Origin of the sequence: Burkholderia sp. IT-111MI5 (assembly GCF_949752865.1) — a bacterium.
In the GTDB taxonomy this organism is placed as follows: domain Bacteria; phylum Pseudomonadota; class Gammaproteobacteria; order Burkholderiales; family Burkholderiaceae; genus Burkholderia; species Burkholderia pyrrocinia_C.
This window is the reverse complement of record NZ_CATKIF010000055.1, coordinates 252528-271585: the sequence shown is the minus strand read 5'-3', so window position 1 is coordinate 271585 and position 19058 is coordinate 252528. Positions and strand designations below refer to the sequence as shown.

The following is a 19058-nucleotide window of genomic DNA, read 5'->3' as shown; positions in this document are numbered from 1 at the left end:
CCGGCCGGGTGACGTCAGAGCATCTCGAGCGCGCGCTTGCTGCGCGGCGCACGGAAGTACGCGTCAAGCTGCGCGCGCTCGTCATCGCTCAACACGAAATCGAGCGCGGCACGGTTGTCGCGCACATGTTCGATCCGCGACGCCTTCGGAATCGCGAATACGCCCGGCTGCGCGAGCACCCATGCCAGCGCGACGCGCATCACCGACACGCCGCGCTGCCGCGCGATCTCGTCGAGCGGCGAGCGCTTCGGCAGCCGTCCGTGATCGACCGGGCTGTACGCCATCGCCGGCATCCGGTGTTCGGCAAGCCACGGCAGCAGGTCGAATTCCGGGCCGCGCCGCGCGATGTTGTAGAGGATCTGGTTGGTCACGCACGCGTCGCCGCCCGCGTCGTCGACGAGCTCGGCCATGTCGGCGGTATCGAAGTTGCTCACGCCCCAGTGACGGATCTTGCCCGCGCGTCGCAGCGCCTCGAAGCCCTCGACCGTCTCCTCGAGCGGTACCGAGCCGCGCCAGTGCAGCAGGTACAGGTCGAGCCGATCGGTACGCAGGCGCTTGAGGCTCGCGTCGCACGCGGCGACGACGCCGCGCCGGCTCGCATGGTGCGGGTAGACCTTGCTGACGAGGAACACGTCGTCGCGCAGGCCGGCGAGCGCCTCGCCGACGAGCGCCTCGGTCGCGCCTTCGCCGTACATCTCGGCGGTGTCGACCAGCGTCATCCCGAGTTCGACGCCTTCGCGCAGCGCAGCGATCTCGTCCGCGCGGCGGGCCGGCCGCTCGCCCATTTCCCAGGTGCCCTGGCCGAGCTTCGGAATCGTCTCGCCGTCCGGCAGGACGACCGTGGCGATCGTGTCTGTCATGCGCTCCTCGCTGCGGATTCGTGGCCGCGCACCGCGGCCGAAGCATGGAATACGACGCATCAGTGTAGTCAATCGGCGCGGCACCGGCCTATTGCAAGGCAAAAACCGGCTATAACGGCGCCGCATGATGACTTAGAATGGCCGCAACCTGATCGATACCCATTCCATGAAGTCACCCACGGACGACCGCTGGCAGGACCTGCGCCCCGACCCCGACAACGACACGCCGCTCTACCTGCAGCTCGCCCGCAAGCTCGGCGACGCGATCCACGAGAACCGCTGGACGGCCGGCGAGGCGCTGCCGTCCGAGCGCGTGCTGTCCGATGCGCTCGGCGTGTCGCGCATCACCGCACGCAAGGCGATCGCGCTGCTCGTCGAGCAGGGCCTGATCCGCCGCACGCAAGGCGCCGGCAACTTCATCCAGCCGCGCTACGAGGATCCGCTGTCGCGGCTGTCGAGCTTCAGCGAAATGCTCGAGCGCCGCGGCTTCAAGCCGAGTTCGCAATGGATCGCGCGCGAGATCCAGCCCGCGAACCGCGACGAGGTGATCCAGCTCGGACTGTCGCCGGCCGCGTCGGTTACGCGCCTGAAACGCCTGCGCCTCGCCGACGGCATCGTGATGGCCGTCGAGAACTCGACGTTCCCCGCGACGCTGATTCCCGATCCGCAGGCGATCGGCGGTTCGCTGTACAGCTATCTCGAAGCGCGCGGCACGCCGATCGTGCGCGCGCTGCAGCATTTCCGCGCGGTCAACGCGACCGACGAGATCGCCGAACAGATGGGCATCGCGCCGCACGACGCGCTGCTGCTGATCACGCGGATCGGCTATACGTCGGACCAGCGCGCGATCGAGCTGACCGATACCTACTGCCGCAACGACTACTACGACTTCGTCGTCGAGCTGCGCAAGTAACGCAAGCCGCGCCGCCGGCGCTCACAGCCAGCGCGCATCGTCGGTGCCGAGCGGCACGGGCGGCCGCGCGAACGACGGCGGCGTCGCCGACAACCGCTCGGCCGGCCGCACGGCATCGATCGTGCCGAACGGCGATGCGATGCGATCGATCCGGTCGCGCACGTCGGCAGCCGCGAGATCGAGCGCCTGCAGGCCGTCCGGCACGGCGCCGAACGACTGCAGCCAGCGCCCCGTCTGCGCGAGCGACAGCCGCACGTGCCAGCTTCCCCCTTCGCGCGCCCGGCGCGCAAGCGCAATCATCGCGCCGAACGCCGCGAGATAACCCGTCGCATGATCGAGCGCCTGGCACGGCAGATGGCGCGGTTGGTTCGCGTGCGCGGCCTGCTGCTCCTGCCATGCGATCCCGCTCGCCGACTGCACGAGGCTGTCGAAGCCGCGCCGCTTCGCCCATGGCCCCGCGTGCCCGTATGCGGACACCGACACGCACACGATGCCCGGCCGCAACTCCGCCAGCGCCTGCGGTGCGAAACCGCGCGCCGCGAGCGCGCCGGGCCGGTACGACTGCAGGAACACATCCGCGCCGCGCGCGAGTGCGTGCAGCGCATCGACGCCAGCCGCATCGCGCAGGTCGATCCACGTCGAACGCTTGCCGCGCCCGTTGTCGATCACGAGCGGCGCGATGTTCGGCAGGTGCGGGCCATTGACGAGCAGCGTCTGCGCGCCGTGCGACGCCAGCGTGCGGCCCGCGACCGGCCCCGCGATGATGCGCGTGAGATCGAGCACGCGCACGCCGGCGAGCGGATGGCCGGCTTCGCCGCGGCCGATCGGCTCGACCGGCGCGTCACCGATCCGCTCGATCTCGAACAGCGGCAGCGACGCAATCGCGCGCGCCTGCTCGTGCGCCGCCCATTCATCAGGTGTTCTGATCAATGCCGCGCACAGGCCGGCCTCGGCCAGCGCGGTATCGAGCGCCGCGCCATCCCACGTACGGATCGCCGCGGCGACGTCGGCCGGATGCGCATCGCAACCGAGCACGTCGAGGATCCCGCGCAGGTGATGCGGAAAATTCGCGTGCAACTGGATCCAGCGCCCGTCGCGCGTCTCGAAGAAGCCCGTCACCGGGTGACGCAACTCCGGCGGCGGGCCATCGTCCACGCGCAGGTAGCGTTCGCTGCGGAACGCGACGAGCGCGTCGCGCACCGACACGTCGACGGATTGCGCGACGCCCGTGCGAAGCCGGTGGCATTCGGCCGCCGCGAGCCCGGCGGCCGCGATCGTCGCCGCGGCGAGCGTGCCGACATGGAACGTCGACGGCAGCGTCGGGTCCCGGCCCGTCACGGTCGCACGGGCCAGCGCGTCGCGGTCGCCGTGCGCGAGTTGCCACAGATGTGTCAATGCGAGTTCGGGTGTCATGGTGAAGTGAGCGCCTCAGCGTCGGAGGGGAGACGGAATCGAGTCTAGAATTCGCGACAGGCGCGATCAATCTTGATTGCGAGAATCAATACATAACGAATAGTTGTAGCGGGGCCGCGCTTCATGCGCCCCGACAGGAGCGACCGGCATGACATCCCTCAGCGCGCAGGAAGCCGCCGGCACCCTCGGTGTCAGCGTGAGCACGCTCTATGCGTATGTGAGCCGCGGCCTGCTGCGCTCGCTGCCCGACGGCGCGACCAAGCGCCGCCGCTACGACGCGGACGAGGTGCGCCTGCTCGCGCGCCGCCGCGCCGACGCGAAACGCGCGGGCGGCGTCGCGGAGCGGTCGCTCGACTGGGGCGTGCCGGTGCTCGAATCGCGGATCACGCAGATCGCCGACGGCCGCCTGCGCTACCGCGGCGCCGATGCAATCGCGCTTGCCGACGAGGCGACGCTGGAACAGACGGCCGCCAGGCTCTGGGAGTGTTCGCCCGCGCGGCTTGCCGCAGCATCGCTCGCGTCGACCGGTTTCGACGCCGCGCAGTGGGACGACTGGGCGCGCCGCTGGGTGCATCTCGCGCCACTCGAACGCACGCTGGTGCTGCTGCCCGCCGCGGCCGCGGCGCTGCCGCGCCTGTGGGCGCAGGGGCGCGACGCGCAGCTCGACTCGGCCGCGCTGCTGCTGCGCGTCGCGACGGCCGCGCTCGCCGGCATCGCGCCGGGCGACGCGCCCGTGCACCGGCAGCTCGCTGCCGCCTGGCACCTGCGACGGCGCGACGAAGCCGACCTGCTGCGCCGCGCGCTCGTGCTGTGCGCCGATCACGAACTGAATCCGTCGACCTTTGCGGTGCGCTGCATCGCGTCGACCGGCACTCACCTGTTCGGCGCGATCGCGGGCGGGCTGGCTGCACTGTCCGGGCCGCGCCACGGCGGCGAGACGTTCCGCGCGGGCACGTTGCTCGACGAAGCGGCCCGCGCCGCCGACCTCGATCGCTACCTCGCGCTGCGGCTGGCGCATGACGAACGCGCGGACGGCGGCCGCACGGCACTGTCCGGTTTCGCGCACCCGCTCTATCCCGACGGCGATCCGCGCGCGCTGGCGCTGCTCGACGCACTGCACGCGGCGGTGCCCGCCCGCCCGGCGCTGCACCTGGCGCGCGCGCTCGCCGCGCGCGTCGAAGCGGCAACGGGCCTGCGGCCGGCGATCGATTTCGCGCTCGCGGTGCTGGAGCGCACGCTCGCGCTGCCGGACGGCGCGGCGTTCACGCTGTTCGCGGCCGGCCGCACGGCCGGCTGGATCGCGCATGCGCTCGAGCAATACGCGGACGGCAAGCTGATCCGGCCCCGGGCGCGCTACGTCGGCAGCGACGCGGCCGCGTGACGACGGCCGTCGCGCCACGCGACGAGCGGCCGCCACCACGCCTGCGCGGCGCGCACGGCCGGCACCGCGAGCGGGCCGAACGCGAACGTCGCGCCGTGCGGCCCCGCGCTGACCCATACGCGCATGCCTGACAGCAACGTCAGCGAATCGCCGGCAGCGAGCCAGTGGTCGTCGGGACGGCCCTCGACGGTCACCCAGACGTCGCCTTCGGCCACCTCGAGTACGGTGCGATCGACGATCCGCCACCGTCCTGCCGGCTCGTCACCGTCCATCACGTAGAGTCGCAGTTCGCGCATGGCAGCCTCCTGGTCGCACGGGTTCGATGCCTCCAGTATTTCGGACAGTGGCAGCACACGGACAGATACGGCTACAGACACTTTCGGCTGAACTGTACTGGTCAATCGACGGAGACGGGGATCCGCCGGCCGGACTTCGCGTTGCACCTGCACCGAACCTGCACGGCACGGCGGCTTTCCCTACAATGTCGGCTGTCCCGCGCCACCGCCACGCCTTCATGTTCCAAAGCCCGCCCGCCGCCGCTCCCGGCGAAAAGAACCTCACCGTGATGCTCTGGCTCGTTGCGACGGGCTTCTTCATGCAGACGCTCGATGCGACGATCGTCAACACGGCGCTGCCGTCGATGGCCGCGAGCCTCGGCGAATCGCCGCTGCGGATGCAGTCGGTCGTGATCGCGTACTCGCTGACGATGGCGGTGATGATCCCCGTGTCGGGCTGGCTCGCCGATACGTTCGGCACGCGGCGCGTGTTCTTCAGCGCGATCCTGGTGTTCTCGCTCGGCTCGCTGCTGTGCGCGAACGCGCATACGCTGACGCAACTCGTCGCGTTCCGCGTCGTGCAGGGGGTCGGCGGCGCGATGCTGCTGCCGGTCGGGCGGCTCGCGGTGCTGCGCACCTTCCCGGCCGAACGCTACCTGTCCGCGCTGTCGTTCGTTGCGATTCCCGGCCTGATCGGCCCGCTGATCGGGCCGACGCTCGGCGGCTGGCTCGTGAAGATCGCGTCGTGGCACTGGATCTTCCTGATCAACGTGCCGGTCGGCGTCGCGGGCTGCATCGCGACCTTCTATTCGATGCCCGATTCGCGCAACCCGGCCGTCGGCCGCTTCGACCTGAAGGGCTATCTGCTGCTGACGATCGGCATGGTCGCGATCTCGCTGTCGCTCGACGGGCTCGCCGATCTCGGCATGCAGCACGCAGCCGTGCTCGTGCTGCTGATCCTGAGCCTCGCGTGCTTCGTCGCGTACGGGCTGTACGCGGTGCGCGCGCCGCAACCAATCTTCTCGCTCGAACTGTTCAGGATCCACACGTTCAGCGTCGGGCTGCTCGGCAACCTGTTCGCGCGGATCGGCAGCGGCGCGATGCCGTACCTGATCCCGCTGCTGCTGCAGGTGAGCCTCGGCTACTCGGCGTTCGAGGCCGGGCTGATGATGCTGCCGGTCGCGGCGGCCGGGATGTTCTCGAAGCGGATCATCACGCGGCTGATCACGCAGCACGGCTACCGCAAGGTGCTGCTTGCGAACACGATCATGGTCGGCGTGATGATGGCGAGCTTCGCGCTGATGCGCGACACGGTGCCCGTCTGGGTGAAGGTCGTGCATCTCGCGCTGTTCGGCGGCTTCAACTCGATGCAGTTCACCGCGATGAACACGCTGACGCTGAAGGATCTCGGCACGGGCGGCGCGAGCAGCGGCAACAGCCTGTTCTCGCTCGTGCAGATGCTGTCGATGAGCCTCGGCGTCACGGTCGCCGGCGCGTTGCTCGCAACGTTCACCGGCATGCTGCGCACCGTGACGCCGAGCAACACGCTGCCGGCGTTCCACGCGACGTTCATCTGCGTCGGGATCATCACCGCCGCGTCCGCTTGGATCTTCGCGCAGCTCGCGCCCGAAATTCGCAGCACCGCGCGCAAGACCGACCCGTCCGAGCGCGCATAACGCGCGCGTTTCGGGCACCGCACCGCCACCGCGCGCACCATCGCGGTGCAGCCCGCCCCTGCGATGCGCGCTGCGATATCCCGTCCACCGGCCGCGACGGGCCGCCGCATGAGGCACGATGCCGTGCACGCTTCTTGCTCGCCTATTCTCTAGGTAAACTGGCAGTCTTCCTTCGGCCGACATCATGAGCATGATCGAAATCGATCCCCCCGGCTTTCAGCCGCCCCGCCCCGTCGCCGGCGACGACGGGAACCGGCGCACCGTGCTGTACGGCGGCTACACCGTGTTCAGCGTGTTCCAGCCCGTTTTCTCGGTGTCGCACCGCCGCGCGATCGGCTATCACGCATCGCTGCGCGCGCACGACGAGGAAAGCCGTCAGGTGGCGTCGCACGAGGTGTTCACGCAGGCGGCACGGCGCGGCGACCTGCTCGAACTCGGCCGGCTCGCCGAATCGCTGCATCTCGGCAATTTCCACGCGTTCGACAGTCACGACGAATGGCTCTTCCTGAGCCTGCATCCGGCCGCGCTGATGGACACCGTCTACGGCGACGCGCTGCTCGCGAACCTGAAGGCGCTCGGGCTGCCGCCGCACCGCGTGGTGCTCGAGGTGCCCGAGCAGGCGGGCGGCGAGACGCCGCGCTATGCGGCGATCGTCGACGGGCTGCGCAAGGCCGGCTTCCTGATCGCGCTCGGCGGGTTCGGCGCGAAGCATTCGAACATCGACCGCGTGTGGCACCTGCATCCCGACATCGTCACGCTCGACCGCGGCATCCTCGCGCAGGCGAGCGAGCACTCGCACCTCGAACGCGTGCTGCCGGGGCTCGTGTCGCTGCTGCACGAATCCGGCCAGCTCGTGCTGATGGGCGGCCTGTCGACCGAGCGCGATGCGCTGATCGCACTCGAGTGCAACGTCGATTTCGTGCAGGGCCAGTATTTCGCGGGGCCGAGCGTCGACCCCGTGCAACCGCAGGCTGCGGCGGGCTGCATGGATACGCTGTCGGCCGCGCTGCGGCTGCGCGTCGCGCAACGCGAGCGCACGCAGGCGCAACGGCTCGCACCGTATGTCGCCGCGCTCGAGGAAGCGAGCCGGAAGCTCGCTGCGGGCGAATCGCTCACCGATGCGGCCGCCGCCGTGCTCGGGCTGCCCGAGACCGCGCGCTGCTTCCTGCTCGACGCATCGGGGCGCCAGATCGGCGACAACGTGCTCGCACGCGGCAGCGTGTCGCAGCGCGCCAAGCGCTTCCGGCCGCTGCTGCATTCCGAAGGTGCGAGCTGGGAGCGCCGCCCGTACTTCATCGACGCGATGCGCGCGCCGGGCCGCGTGCATCTGACGCCGCCCTACCTGTCGATCAACGAGGCGCACCTGTGCGTGACCGCATCGGTCGCCGCGCCCGCCGCGGCCGGCATGCAGGTGCTCTGCGTCGACATCAACTGGGAAGCGGCGCTCAACCGCGAGTGAACGCGACGGCGTGGCGCCTTCACGCGGCGGCGGCCGCCTTGCGCACGATCAGCCGATGCACGCGCTTGCCGGACGACGCGCTGACGACCTCGTGCTCGTCGATCACGTGCATGCCGGCGCCGAGCGCCGCATGCATCCGCGCGGAGTCGAGCGGCGTATAGAGGCGGCCGCGCTCGTCGCGCAGCGCACCGTTTCCGGCCACCCGCCAGCTCAGGTACAACGTGCCGCCCGGCATCAGGAGATCGGCCAGCCGCGCGGCGGCGGCCGCCGCGTCCGCCTGTTCGAGGTGCATGACGACCGTCTCGCACAGCACGTTGCGAAACGCGCCCGATGGCACGCCGGCCAGCGCCGGCAGTGCGGCCAATTCAAAGATCAGGTCGGGGTGGCGCCGTCGCGCCTCGTCGAGCAGCGCGGCGCTCGCGTCGTAGCCGCGCGCGTCGAAGCCACGCGAAGCGAGCCAGGCGGTGTCGCGCCCTGCTCCGCAACCGACGTCGGCGGTCGGCCCCGGCGAGAAATGCTGTTCGAGCAGCGCGTACATGTCGTCGGGCGCGGCCTGGTCGAGCCAGTCCTGCGCATATTGCGCGGCATGGGCATCGTAGGCGTCGAGAGTCGGGCGATCCACCATGGCGATTGCTCCGCATAGGCGTCGTATGACGCATCCCGCATCTTAGCCGTTGCGCCCCGCCTGTGGCATCGCGCGCGGCCCACGCAACGCTGGCGCAAAGCCGGCCCTACGCGGCCCGCACTTCGGCCGCGCGCGGATCGCGTCAGACATGCGAGTGTGCGCCGCCGTGCACGGGCCCGGCCCGCCGCTCGACTTCGCGACGCACGTCGCCGCGCAGCCCCGCGAAGAACGCGACTTCGGCGACGACGAACAGCGGCCCGACCATCAGGCCGACCAGATCGTCGACGAATGCGGGCTTGCGCCCTTCGAACCAGTGCCCGACGAACTGCACGATCCAGCCGACGACGAACGCACCGATGCCGATGCCGAGCCATTGCGCGGTCGGCAGCAGCGCGAGCGCCTGCGCGGCCCACAGGCCGAGCGCGAACAGCGCGGTCATCACGATCCCGAACCGCAGGTCGAGACGCAGGTAGAACACCGCGAACGCGACGGCGAGCAGCAGCGCCGGCGACAGTGCTATGCCGGCCAGCATGCCGATTGCCGGCCGCGACAGCAGCACCTCGACCGCGAACACGATCATCGGAATGCCGACCAGATGCGTCGCGATGTTGCGCGCGTCGCGATGGTAGGCCGCATACTGGGAAAGATGGTCTTCGAGCGTCTTCATCGCGTCTCCTGGTCGGTCGTCGAGCGCTATGATGCGCGTCACGCCCGAGAACCTCTGTCAGCTACCCGACATCGCGTACCCATGCCCTCGTCGCTCGCCCCCTACCTGCCGCAGATCGAGGCGAACCCGTGGTTCGCCGCGCTGCCGCCCGCGTTGCGCGCGGACCTGCTCGACCGTGCGGCGCTGCGCCGCCTGCCGGCCGGCCAGCCGCTGTTCCGGCGCGGCGACCCGCCGTGCGGGCTGTACGCGGTACTGGCCGGTTCACTCACGATAGGTGCGGTCGATCCGCAGGGCAAGGAAGCGCTGCTGACGGTCGCCGAGCCCGTCACGTGGTTCGGCGAAATCGCGCTGTTCGACGGCCAGCCGCGCACGCACGACGCGATCGCGCTCGACGACGCGCTGCTGCTGCACGTGCCGCAGGCCGCGCTGCTCGCGCTGCTCGACGCGACGCCGCAATACTGGCGGCAGTTCGCGCTGCTGATGGCGCAGAAGCTGCGCCTGAGCTTCCTGACCGTCGAATCGATGAGCGTGATGCCGGCCGCGCAACGGCTCGCCGCGCGCCTGCTGATGATCGCCGAAGGCTACGGCGGCATCAGCGCCGGGCGCACGCGCGTGCGGCTGTCGCAGGAAACGCTCGCGTCGATGCTGTCGCTGACGCGGCAGACCACCAACCAGTTGCTGAAGGCGCTGCAGGCCGACGGCGTCGTGCGACTGCATGTCGGCGAGATCGAGCTCGTCGACATCGACGCGCTGCGCCGCGCGAGCGGGCTGGCCGGCGATACGCCCTGAACGTCGCGCAATGCCCGCCACGCGACACCCCGCCGTCGCCGCGTTGCGCTATCGTGTCGGCTCGCTCCGCCCATCGCGTGCCCCGTCTTGAACACATCGACCGTCCCCGTCCCTTCCCGTCATCCGTGGCCCGTGTTCGTCGCATTCCTGCGGCTCGGCCTTACGTCGTTCGGCGGCCCGGTCGCGCATCTTGGCTACTTCCGCGCCGAATTCGTCACGCGGCGCGGCTGGCTCACCGAGCGCACGTATGCGGATCTGGTCGGGCTGTGCCAGTTCCTGCCGGGGCCCGCGAGCAGCCAGGTCGGGATGGCGATCGGCCTCGCGCGCGCCGGCTATGCGGGAATGTTCGCCGCGTGGCTCGGCTTCACGCTGCCGTCGGCGCTGCTGATGATGCTGTTTGCGCTCGGCGTTCACGCGACGGGCGCGCCGATCGAAGCCGGCGCGCTGCACGGGCTGCGCATCGTGTCGGTCGCGGTGATCGCGCAAGCCGTCTGGGGCATGGCGCGCACGCTGTGCCCGGATGCGCGCCGCGTCACGCTGATGGCCGCGGCCGCGTGCATCGCGCTGCTCGCGCCGGCCGCGTGGACGCAGATTGCGGTGATCGTCGCGGCCGGTGCGGCCGGTCTCGTCCTGCTGCCGCAGCCGGCGCGCGACGCCCACGAGCCGTTGCCGCTGCACGTATCGCACCGCGCGGGCGTGCTGTGGCTCGCGCTGTTCGCGGCGCTGCTCGTCGCGCTGCCGTTCGCGGCACGCGTGCTCCGCTCCGATACGCTTGCCGTCGTCGATGCGTTCTTCCGCACCGGCGCGCTCGTGTTCGGTGGCGGGCACGTGGTGCTGCCGCTGCTGCAGGCGGCCGTGGTCGCGCCCGGCTGGGTCGGCGATTCGGCGTTCCTCGCCGGCTACGGGCTCGCGCAGGCCGTGCCGGGGCCGCTGTTCACGTTTGCGGCATTCCTCGGCGCTTCGCTGCGCGATGCGCCGAACGACTGGCTCGGCGGCACGATCGCGCTCGTCTCGATCTTCGCGCCGTCGTTCCTGCTCGTTGCCGGCACCGCGCCGTTCTGGGAACGCCTGCGCCGCAGCACGCGCATGCAGGCCGCGCTCGCGGGCGTGAACGCGGCCGTCGTCGGGCTGCTGCTCGCCGCGCTCTATCACCCAGTCTGGACCGACACGATCGTGGCGCCGCGCGACCTGGCCGCCGCGCTCGTCGCGTTCGTTGCGCTGGTGTTCTGGCGCGTGCCGCCGTGGGCCGTCGTGATCGCGAGCGCGGCGCTCGGTTGGGTGCTCGGCATGGTCGGCTGAGCCGGCAAGCGCGGCACGATCCTGCCGGACCAAAACAAAAAAAGCCCTCGTTACGAGGGCTTTTTCGTGGGTGCCGCGCGCCGCAGCGGCGCGCAGGCGCCGGACCTTACGCGAAGTTCTTCGCTGCGAAGTCCCAGTTCACGATGTTCCAGAACGCTTCGACGAACTTCGGACGTGCGTTGCGGTAGTCGATGTAGTACGCGTGTTCCCACACGTCGATCGTCAGCAGTGCCTTGTCGGCGGTCGTCAGCGGCGTGGCTGCGTTGCTCGTCGACACGATGTCGAGCGAACCGTCGGCCTTCTTCACCAGCCATGCCCAGCCCGAACCGAACGTGCCCACTGCAGCCTTCGTGAACGCTTCCTTGAATGCGTCGTACGAACCCCACTTCGCGTTGATCGCATCGCCCAGCGCGCCCGTCGGTGCGCCGCCGCCGTTCGGCGACAGGCTGTTCCAGAAGAACGTGTGGTTCCAGATTTGCGCGGCGTTGTTGAAGATGCCGCCCGACGACTTCTTCACGATCTCTTCCAGCGACAGGTTTTCGAATTCCGTGCCCGGGATCAGATTGTTCAGGTTCGTCACATAAGCCTGATGGTGCTTGCCGTAGTGGTACTGGATCGTCTCGAGCGAGATGGTCGGCGCGAGTGCGTCTTCAGCGTACGGGAGCGGCGGGAGCGTATGAGCCATGGCGATTCCTTCGTTGAGTATGTAGGGGGGCTTGTGTTGAATGCTGCCGAGCGTCCGATTGTAGGCGAGGACGAATAACCCCGCAAACTCACGGGCAATTTATCCGCGGTATGCGGAAAAGCGCTGTTTGCGCAACGTCCGGCAGGACCAACCGGCGATGCGCAGTATCCGTTCCCGCATGGGACGCGTCCGTTGCGGGACCTTCGTTTCGCTTGCGCCGGTTACGTCAGATCGTATCGGTCAACCTCGGCTGCACGTCGGCGAGCGACACGTCGGCCGAGCCTTCGGCGAGATGCACGGTCAGGCGCCGCTGCGGCTTCAGCGCGCTCGGCGCGCGCACCGCGCGGCCCGTCTGCGCATCGATGAGCGCCGCATAGCCGCGCTCGAGCGTGCGCTTCGGGCTCAGCACCTCGAGCCGCGCCGCACAGGCTGACACACGCGCCGTGTCGCGTTCGTGACGGCGCTGCAATGCGAGCGCGAGACGTTGCGACAGCCCCGCGAGCGCCTGGCGCGCCTGTGACGGATCGGGCCGCGCGCGCTGCCAGCGCAATTGCGCGAGCGCGAAGCGCGCGCGTGCGTCGCGCACCGGCCGCGACGCCGCCGACGCGAGCCGCGCCGCGAGCTGCTCGACGTGCGTGCGCTGCCGCTGCAGCCGCTCGGCCGGGCTCACGAGCCGGCGCGCGAGCCAGTCGAGTTGCTGCGCACGCTGTTCGAGCCGGCGTTCCATGCCGCGCGCGAGCGCACGCTGGCGGTCGCCGACCTCGCGCAGCAGCAGCGCGCGCTGCGGGCTCGCGAGTTCGGCCGCGCCGGTCGGCGTCGGCGCGCGCACGTCGGCCGCGAAGTCCGCGATCGTGAAATCGGTTTCGTGCCCGACGCCGCTGACGACCGGCAGCTCGCTCGCCGCGATCGCACGCGCCAACGCCTCGTCGTTGAACGACCACAGATCCTCGATCGAGCCGCCGCCGCGGCAGACCAGCAGCACGTCGACCTCGCGGCGCGCATTCGCGGCCTCGACGGCCGCGACGAGCTTTTCGGCGGAACCGGCACCCTGCACGGGCGCCGGATAGACGATCACCGGAATGTGCGGCGCACGGCGTGCGAGCGTAGTCAGCACGTCGCGCAGCGCGGCGGCCTGCAGCGACGTGACGATGCCGATCGCGCGCGGGTGGGCCGGCAGCGGCCGCTTGCGCTCGGGCGCGAAGAGCCCTTCGCCTTCGAGCTGCGCCTTCAGCCGCAGGAATGCCTCGTACAGGCGCCCCTGCCCGGTGCGCCGCACGGCCTCGACGTTGAGCTGCACTTCGCCGCGCGGCTCGTACATCGTGACGACCGCGCGGACCTCGATCCGGTCGCCTTCGCGCGGCGTGAATTCCGCGTATTGGGCGCGGCCGCGGAACATCACGCAGCGCATCTGCGCCTGCTGGTCCTTGATCGAGAAATACCAGTGGCCGCTCGCGGCGCGCGTGAAATTCGATACTTCGCCCGAAATCCACAGCAGCGGAAACGAGCGCTCGAGCATCGTCGAAATCGCGCGATTGAGCGCCGAAACGGGAATCACTTCGTCGCCGCCGCGGGTCGCGCCGGGTGCAGCAAAAGAGGAGTCGGAAGGCATGGACGGTCGGATGAATGCTGGCGGCGACACGATAGTCCGACACACGCGCGGCGTCCAGCACCGAGCGCATGCGTCGCGGCGCTCGAAAGGTGTCCACATTCTGGCAATCGTCCGCCTAAAACGCTTGGAAACCGCGAAAAAAACCAGACAATTCCCGATAACACATTGATTTTTATATATTTTTAAACCTTTCGGAATGATTCTCATCCGATTCGATGCCCACCGGGCGGGCGTTTGAGGCCATCGACCGGGGAGTTCTTCACAGAGTTATCCACAGCCCGCCGCGATCCGGCCCCGCGGGCTGCGTCGGCCGGTCGCGCTTGCCGCGTCCGCATGCGGCGCGCTAGAGTGCCGCCTTCCGCAGACCCCGCGGCATGCGCCGCCCAACGGAGAATCCGCCTTGACGAATCCGTCCCACGCCGCGGCGCACGACGCGCCGCGCCCGGTCCGATGAGCGCGCCCGGCGGCCCGCTCGCCCGGCTCGAAGCGCGCCTGACACGCGAATGGCAGCGGCGCGGCGCGCTCGCGTGGGCGCTCACGCCGTTCGCATGCGTGTTCGGCCTGTGCGCGGCGCTGCGGCGCACCGCTTACGCACAGGGCTGGAAGAAACCGGTCGACGTCGGCGTGCCCGTCGTCGTGGTCGGCAACGTGACCGTCGGCGGCACCGGCAAGACGCCGACCGTGATCGCGCTCGTCGACGCGTTGCGCGCGGCCGGCTTCACGCCCGGCGTCGTGTCGCGCGGCTACGGCGCGAACGTGAAAGCGCCGACCGCCGTCACGCCCGCGTCGCGCGCGAGCGTGGGCGGCGACGAGCCGCTGCTGATCGCGCGCCGCACCGGCGCGCCCGTCTGGGTGTGCCCCGACCGCGTGGCGGCCGCGCAGGCGCTGCGCGCCGCGCATCCGGACGTCGACGTGATCGTCAGCGACGACGGCCTGCAGCACTACCGCCTCGCGCGCACGGTCGAGCTCGTCGTGTTCGACCACCGGCTCGGCGGCAACGGCTTCCTGCTGCCGGCCGGCCCGCTGCGCGAGCCGCTGTCGCGGCACCGCGACGCCACGCTCGTCAACGACCCGTACAGCGGCGCGCTGCCGCCGTGGCCCGACACCTACGCGCTCGCGCTCACGCCGGGCGCCGCATGGCACCTCGACCAGCCCGCAATGCGCCGCCCGCTGTCGCAATTCGCGCACGAGCGCGTGCTCGCCGCAGCCGGCATCGGTGCGCCGGAACGCTTCTTCGCGACGCTGCGCGCGGCCGGTCTCGCGCCGGCGACGCGCGCGCTGCCCGACCACTACGCGTTCGCCGACAATCCGTTCGTCGACGACGCCGTCGATGCGATCCTGATCACCGAGAAGGATGCAGTAAAATTGGGCGCTTCCTGGCGCGACGCTCGACTCTGGGTCGTCCCTGTCGAAGCCGCGCTCGACCCTCGCCTCATTGCCCTCGTTGTGGAGAAACTCCGTGGACGCTCGCCTGCTTGAAATCCTTGTGTGCCCTATCTGCAAAGGCCCGCTCCACTATGACCGCGCCGCGCAGGAGCTGATCTGCAACGCGGACAAGCTCGCCTACCCGATCCGCGACGGCATCCCCGTGATGCTCGTCGACGAAGCGCGCCAGACCGTCGAAGGCACGCCGGTCGACCCGGCCGGCCGATAAACCGCCAGGCCGCTCGACCGGCGCAATCGCTTGAAGGCGACCCGGCCCCGGCCGGTCGCCGAACGCCGCCGGGCGACCGGCGCCGGACGCGCCACCCGCCCCGTCCCTCTCACCGTTCCCTCCGATGACTTACCCGCAACCCTTCATCGCCGTCATTCCCGCCCGGCTCGCGTCGACGCGCCTCCCGAACAAGCCGCTCGCCGATCTCGGCGGCAAGCCGATGGTCGTGCGCGTCGCCGAGCGCGCCCGCGAAGCGGGCGCGCAGCAGGTGCTCGTCGCATCCGACGCGCAAAGCGTGCTCGATGCGGCGCGCGATCACGGCTTCGAGGCGGTGCTGACGCGTGCCGACCATCCGTCCGGCACCGACCGGCTCGCGGAAGTCGCGGCGACGTTCGGGTGGAGCGACGACACCGTCGTCGTCAACGTGCAGGGCGACGAGCCGCTGATCGACCCCGTGCTCGTGCGCGACGTAGCGTCGCACCTGGCCGCGCATCCGGCCTGCGCGATCGCGACCGCGGCCCACCCGATCCACGATGCAGCCGACGTGTTCAACCCGAACGTCGTGAAGGTCGCGCTCGACGCGCAGAGCGTCGCGCTGTACTTCTCGCGCGCGCCGATTCCGTGGAGCCGCGACGCATACCAGCCGCACTGGCCAGACGTCGCGGCGATGCCGGCCCCTGCATTTCCGGTCTATCGGCACATCGGTCTCTATGCGTATCGCGCGCGTTTCCTGCGCACGTATCCGACGCTCGCGCAGGCACCGATCGAACAAGCCGAGCAGCTCGAACAGCTGCGCGCGCTGTGGCACGGCGAGCGCATCGCAGTGCTGATCACCGAGTCCGCACCCGAAGCCGGCATCGACACGCCGGCCGATCTCGCGCGCGTGCAGGCCCTTTTTCAGCCGGGTTCAAAATAACCCGTGGCATAATCAGGCGATTGTGCGAGCCGTCCGCGACCAGCGCGTCCTCGCTTGACCCCGCCCGCGGCCCTGCCGGCAGCCGCGCGTCGCCGAAGCCGACGCGCCGCATCAGACCGGTCCGCCGCGCGCCAGGCAAGCCCCGCGCACGTTGTCGCCGGCGCCTTAGCGTCTCGCCACACGAATCTACATACTTGGAGATATCACCATGCGTTTGATCCTGTTGGGCGCGCCCGGCGCGGGAAAGGGCACCCAGGCAAACTTCATCAAGGAAAAATTCGGCATCCCGCAAATCTCGACGGGCGACATGCTGCGCGCGGCCGTGAAGGCCGGCACGCCGCTCGGCATCGAAGCGAAGCGCTTCATGGATGAAGGCAAGCTCGTGACGGACGACCTGATCATCGGCCTCGTCAAGGAGCGTCTGAAGGAATCCGATTGCGCGAACGGCTATCTGTTCGACGGCTTCCCGCGCACGATCGCGCAGGCCGACGCGATGAAGGACGCCGGTGTCGCGATCGACTACGTACTCGAAATCGACGTGCCGTTCTCGGAAATCATCGAGCGCATGAGCGGCCGCCGCACGCACCCGGCATCGGGCCGCACGTATCACGTCAAGTTCAACCCGCCGAAGGTCGAAGGCCACGACGACGTGACGGGCGAACCGCTGATCCAGCGCGACGACGACAAGGAAGAAACCGTCAAGAAACGTCTCGAAGTGTACGAAGCGCAGACCAAGCCGCTGATCAAGTACTACGGCGACTGGGCGCAGCGCGGCGAGGAAAACGGCCTGAAGGCGCCGCAGTATCGCAAGATCTCGGGCCTCGGCAGCGTCGAGGAAATCCGCGAGCGCGCGTTCGACGCACTGAAGTAAGCACCGCATCGCGCACCGCAAGCCGCCCTTTCCGGGCGGTTTTTTTTCGCCCGGCCGAGATTCGCACGACCGTGCCTGTCTCGCCGCCGCGCGATGGCGCCCCGTACAATCGGTCGGATACGTGCGCGCTGCCAACCGGCGCACGGTTTTTCAACCGATCGCTTGGCATCGGACAGTACAACCGCCTTGCATGGGATCTCCCCAAGCGCCAAAGCGCCAAGGGCGGTCGACCGCTTTGCATGGGACCTCCCTAAGCGCTAAAGCGCTAAGGGCGGTCGACAAAGGAGACAGTCATGGAGATTCGCGGCAACGTCTTTCTGATCACAGGCGGCGCGTCGGGCCTCGGCGCCGGAACGGCGCGGATGCTCGCGCAGGCCGGCGGCAAGGTCGTGCTCGCCGACTTGAACGACGCGGCGGGCGTCGCGCTCGCGACCGAGCTGGGCGGCGAATTCGTGCGCTGCGACGTGTCGAGCGAAGCCGACGCGCAGGCAGCCGTCGACGCGGCGACGCACGCGGGCACACTGCGCGGCCTCGTGAACTGCGCGGGCATCGCGCCCGCCGCGAAGACCGTCGGCAAGGACGGCGCGCATCCGCTCGACGTGTTCGCGAAGACGATCAACGTGAACCTCGTCGGCACGTTCAACATGATCCGGCTCGCGGCGGCCGCGATGGCCGCAACCGAGCCGACCGCGGACGGCGAGCGCGGCGTGATCGTCAGTACCGCATCGGTCGCCGCATTCGACGGGCAGATCGGCCAGGCCGCGTACGCGGCCTCGAAGGCCGGCGTCGCCGGCATGACGCTGCCGATCGCGCGCGACCTGTCGCGCAGCGGCATCCGCGTGATGACGATCGCGCCCGGCCTGTTCGAGACGCCGATGCTGCTCGGCATGCCGCAGGACGTGCAGGACGCGCTCGGCGCAATGGTGCCGTTCCCGCCGCGGCTCGGCAAACCGGCCGAATACGCGATGCTGGTGCGCCAGATCGTCGAGAATCCGATGCTCAACGGCGAAGTGATCCGCCTCGACGGCGCGATCCGGATGCAGCCGAAGTAAGCGCGCATGCAAAACGCCCGCGATGCGGGCGTTCTTCATTCCGGGTTCCGGCCGTCGCGCGACCGGCTCAGTCCTCGTCGTCGCGCTGCATCCGCTGCCGCAATTCGGTCACCTGCGACTCGACGACGGTCGCATCGTCCGCCTCCGGCCGCTCGCCGAGATACTGCTCGAGATCCTCGAGCGCGGGGCGCAGGTAGTCGAGCCGCGCATACGCGAAACCGCGATCGCGCACCTCGTCGAGCTGCTCGGGCAACAGGATCACGAGCCGCTGCTGCACCGCGAGCAGCCGCTGCCAGCGTTCCGTCTGCAGATAGATCGTCTTCAGGTTGCGCAGCATCCGCGCGATGATCTCGCGGCTCGTCGCGGGCTGCAGCAGCGCGCGCAACGCGCTGTCGACCGCGCCGGCCGCGCGCGCGACGTACGGCTCGAGCATCTCGACCATCTCGGCTTCGGACAGCGAATGGCCGTTGGTCGGATCGATGATCAGGTCGCCGTCCGGCAGCGTGACGCGCAGCAGGAAATGGCCGGGGAACGATACGCCGCGCGCCGGCACGCCGACCTGCTCGGCGAGCTCCAGATACAGCACCGACAGCGAGATCGGAATCCCGCGCCGCCGTTTCAGCACGGCGTTCAGGTGGCTGTTATCGGGGTCGTAGTAATCGTTGTGATTGCACGCGAAGCCGAGTTCGCGGAAGAAGAAGTCGTTCAGCGCGGCGACGCGGCCTTTCAGGTCCGCATCGTCGGCGAGCCGCCGGCGCAGCCGCGCCGCCAGCATGTCGAGTTCGGCCAGCGTGCCCTGCAGGTCGAGGTCGGGATACGCGTCCTGCGCCAGCGACAGCGCGGTCTCCGTGACGGGCAGGCTGTCGTCGTCCGCCACGAGCGTGCTGAAGTAGTCGAGGACGCGGGTCATAGCG

At 69.8% G+C, this 19058-nt stretch carries 19 protein-coding genes; 11 read left to right on the top strand and 8 right to left on the bottom strand.

Going from position 1 to position 19058, the window contains the following annotated elements:
- Positions 1-14 precede the first annotated feature (14 nt).
- A complete protein-coding gene (locus ACM6JT_RS28440; protein WP_414857719.1) occupies positions 15-860 on the bottom strand; it encodes an aldo/keto reductase in 846 nt (281 codons plus the stop codon).
- 166 nt (positions 861-1026) lie between these two features.
- Between ACM6JT_RS28440 and ACM6JT_RS28435 the strand changes: the two genes are divergently transcribed.
- Entirely contained in the window at positions 1027-1773 is a 747-nt protein-coding gene (locus ACM6JT_RS28435) for a GntR family transcriptional regulator (protein ID WP_105390077.1), read from the top strand.
- A 21-nt stretch (positions 1774-1794) separates the two neighbouring features.
- Here the strand turns inward: ACM6JT_RS28435 and ACM6JT_RS28430 are convergent, their stop codons facing one another.
- The gene (locus ACM6JT_RS28430; protein ID WP_414857718.1) at positions 1795-3186 is read right to left on the bottom strand and encodes a CoA transferase; all 1392 of its coding nucleotides are present in this window, start codon (positions 3184-3186) and stop codon (positions 1795-1797) included.
- Positions 3187-3334: 148 nt separating this feature from the next.
- On the opposite strand from ACM6JT_RS28430, the gene ACM6JT_RS28425 reads away from it, so the two are divergent.
- A complete protein-coding gene (locus ACM6JT_RS28425) occupies positions 3335-4567 on the top strand; it encodes a citrate/2-methylcitrate synthase (RefSeq protein WP_414857717.1) in 1233 nt (410 codons plus the stop codon).
- Here ACM6JT_RS28425 and ACM6JT_RS28420 read toward each other — a convergent pair.
- Positions 4540-4863 (bottom strand): DUF2917 domain-containing protein, encoded by a 324-nt coding sequence (locus ACM6JT_RS28420; protein WP_034178839.1) that lies wholly within the window; start codon positions 4861-4863, stop codon positions 4540-4542. The genes ACM6JT_RS28425 and ACM6JT_RS28420 overlap by 28 nt on opposite strands.
- Positions 4864-5081: 218 nt before the next feature.
- On the opposite strand from ACM6JT_RS28420, the gene mdtD reads away from it, so the two are divergent.
- Both mdtD and ACM6JT_RS28410 read left to right on the top strand, forming a co-directional pair.
- Positions 5082-6518, top strand: a complete 1437-nt coding sequence (gene mdtD / locus ACM6JT_RS28415) for a multidrug transporter subunit MdtD (protein WP_034179410.1) — start codon at positions 5082-5084, stop codon at positions 6516-6518.
- A 184-nt stretch (positions 6519-6702) separates the two neighbouring features.
- Complete coding sequence (locus tag ACM6JT_RS28410) at positions 6703-7977, top strand: EAL domain-containing protein (protein ID WP_034178840.1); 1275 nt, start codon at positions 6703-6705, stop codon at positions 7975-7977.
- Between the two features lie 19 nt (positions 7978-7996).
- Here ACM6JT_RS28410 and ACM6JT_RS28405 read toward each other — a convergent pair whose 3' ends face one another.
- Together ACM6JT_RS28405 and ACM6JT_RS28400 are read right to left on the bottom strand one after the other, a co-directional pair.
- Positions 7997-8602, bottom strand: a complete 606-nt coding sequence (locus ACM6JT_RS28405; RefSeq protein WP_175748891.1) for a class I SAM-dependent methyltransferase — start codon at positions 8600-8602, stop codon at positions 7997-7999.
- A gap of 142 nt (positions 8603-8744) precedes the next feature.
- Positions 8745-9269: a DUF962 domain-containing protein gene (locus tag ACM6JT_RS28400; RefSeq protein ID WP_034178842.1), complete on the bottom strand. Its 525-nt coding sequence runs from the start codon at positions 9267-9269 to the stop codon at positions 8745-8747.
- Between the two features lie 81 nt (positions 9270-9350).
- Between ACM6JT_RS28400 and ACM6JT_RS28395 the strand changes: the two genes are divergently transcribed.
- Together ACM6JT_RS28395 and chrA are read left to right on the top strand one after the other, a co-directional pair.
- Positions 9351-10058: a Crp/Fnr family transcriptional regulator gene (locus ACM6JT_RS28395; protein ID WP_034178843.1), complete on the top strand. Its 708-nt coding sequence runs from the start codon at positions 9351-9353 to the stop codon at positions 10056-10058.
- An 87-nt stretch (positions 10059-10145) separates the two neighbouring features.
- A complete protein-coding gene (chrA, locus tag ACM6JT_RS28390; protein ID WP_414857716.1) occupies positions 10146-11357 on the top strand; it encodes a chromate efflux transporter in 1212 nt (403 codons plus the stop codon).
- 106 nt (positions 11358-11463) lie between these two features.
- Here chrA and sodB read toward each other — a convergent pair whose 3' ends face one another.
- A complete protein-coding gene (gene sodB / locus ACM6JT_RS28385) occupies positions 11464-12042 on the bottom strand; it encodes a superoxide dismutase [Fe] (protein WP_011352986.1) in 579 nt (192 codons plus the stop codon).
- 226 nt (positions 12043-12268) lie between these two features.
- Positions 12269-13651: an exodeoxyribonuclease VII large subunit gene (gene xseA / locus ACM6JT_RS28380; protein WP_034178845.1), complete on the bottom strand. Its 1383-nt coding sequence runs from the start codon at positions 13649-13651 to the stop codon at positions 12269-12271.
- Positions 13652-14101: 450 nt separating this feature from the next.
- Here xseA and lpxK point away from each other — a divergent pair, with 450 nt between their 5' ends.
- The 5 genes from lpxK to ACM6JT_RS28355 all read left to right on the top strand — a co-directional run bounded on the left by lpxK (position 14102) and on the right by ACM6JT_RS28355 (position 18144).
- The gene (gene lpxK, locus ACM6JT_RS28375; protein WP_414857715.1) at positions 14102-15130 is read left to right on the top strand and encodes a tetraacyldisaccharide 4'-kinase; all 1029 of its coding nucleotides are present in this window, start codon (positions 14102-14104) and stop codon (positions 15128-15130) included.
- Positions 15111-15305, top strand: coding sequence for a Trm112 family protein (locus tag ACM6JT_RS28370; RefSeq protein WP_010090898.1), 195 nt, complete (start codon positions 15111-15113; stop codon positions 15303-15305). The genes lpxK and ACM6JT_RS28370 overlap by 20 nt, the downstream gene beginning before the upstream one ends.
- A 124-nt stretch (positions 15306-15429) precedes the next feature.
- A complete protein-coding gene (gene kdsB / locus ACM6JT_RS28365; RefSeq protein WP_175748895.1) occupies positions 15430-16221 on the top strand; it encodes a 3-deoxy-manno-octulosonate cytidylyltransferase in 792 nt (263 codons plus the stop codon).
- 208 nt (positions 16222-16429) lie between these two features.
- Positions 16430-17092 carry an adenylate kinase gene (gene adk, locus ACM6JT_RS28360; RefSeq protein ID WP_034178848.1) on the top strand — a complete coding sequence of 221 codons (663 nt, stop codon included), beginning with the start codon at positions 16430-16432 and terminating at the stop codon, positions 17090-17092.
- Between the two features lie 293 nt (positions 17093-17385).
- On the top strand, positions 17386-18144 hold the full coding sequence (locus ACM6JT_RS28355) for an SDR family NAD(P)-dependent oxidoreductase (protein ID WP_407970810.1): 759 nt from the start codon (positions 17386-17388) through the stop codon (positions 18142-18144).
- 67 nt (positions 18145-18211) lie between these two features.
- On the opposite strand, the gene ACM6JT_RS28350 is transcribed toward ACM6JT_RS28355, so the two are convergent.
- Positions 18212-19054, bottom strand: a complete 843-nt coding sequence (locus tag ACM6JT_RS28350; protein ID WP_034178850.1) for a SirB1 family protein — start codon at positions 19052-19054, stop codon at positions 18212-18214.
- Between the last annotated feature and the right edge of the window lie 4 nt (positions 19055-19058).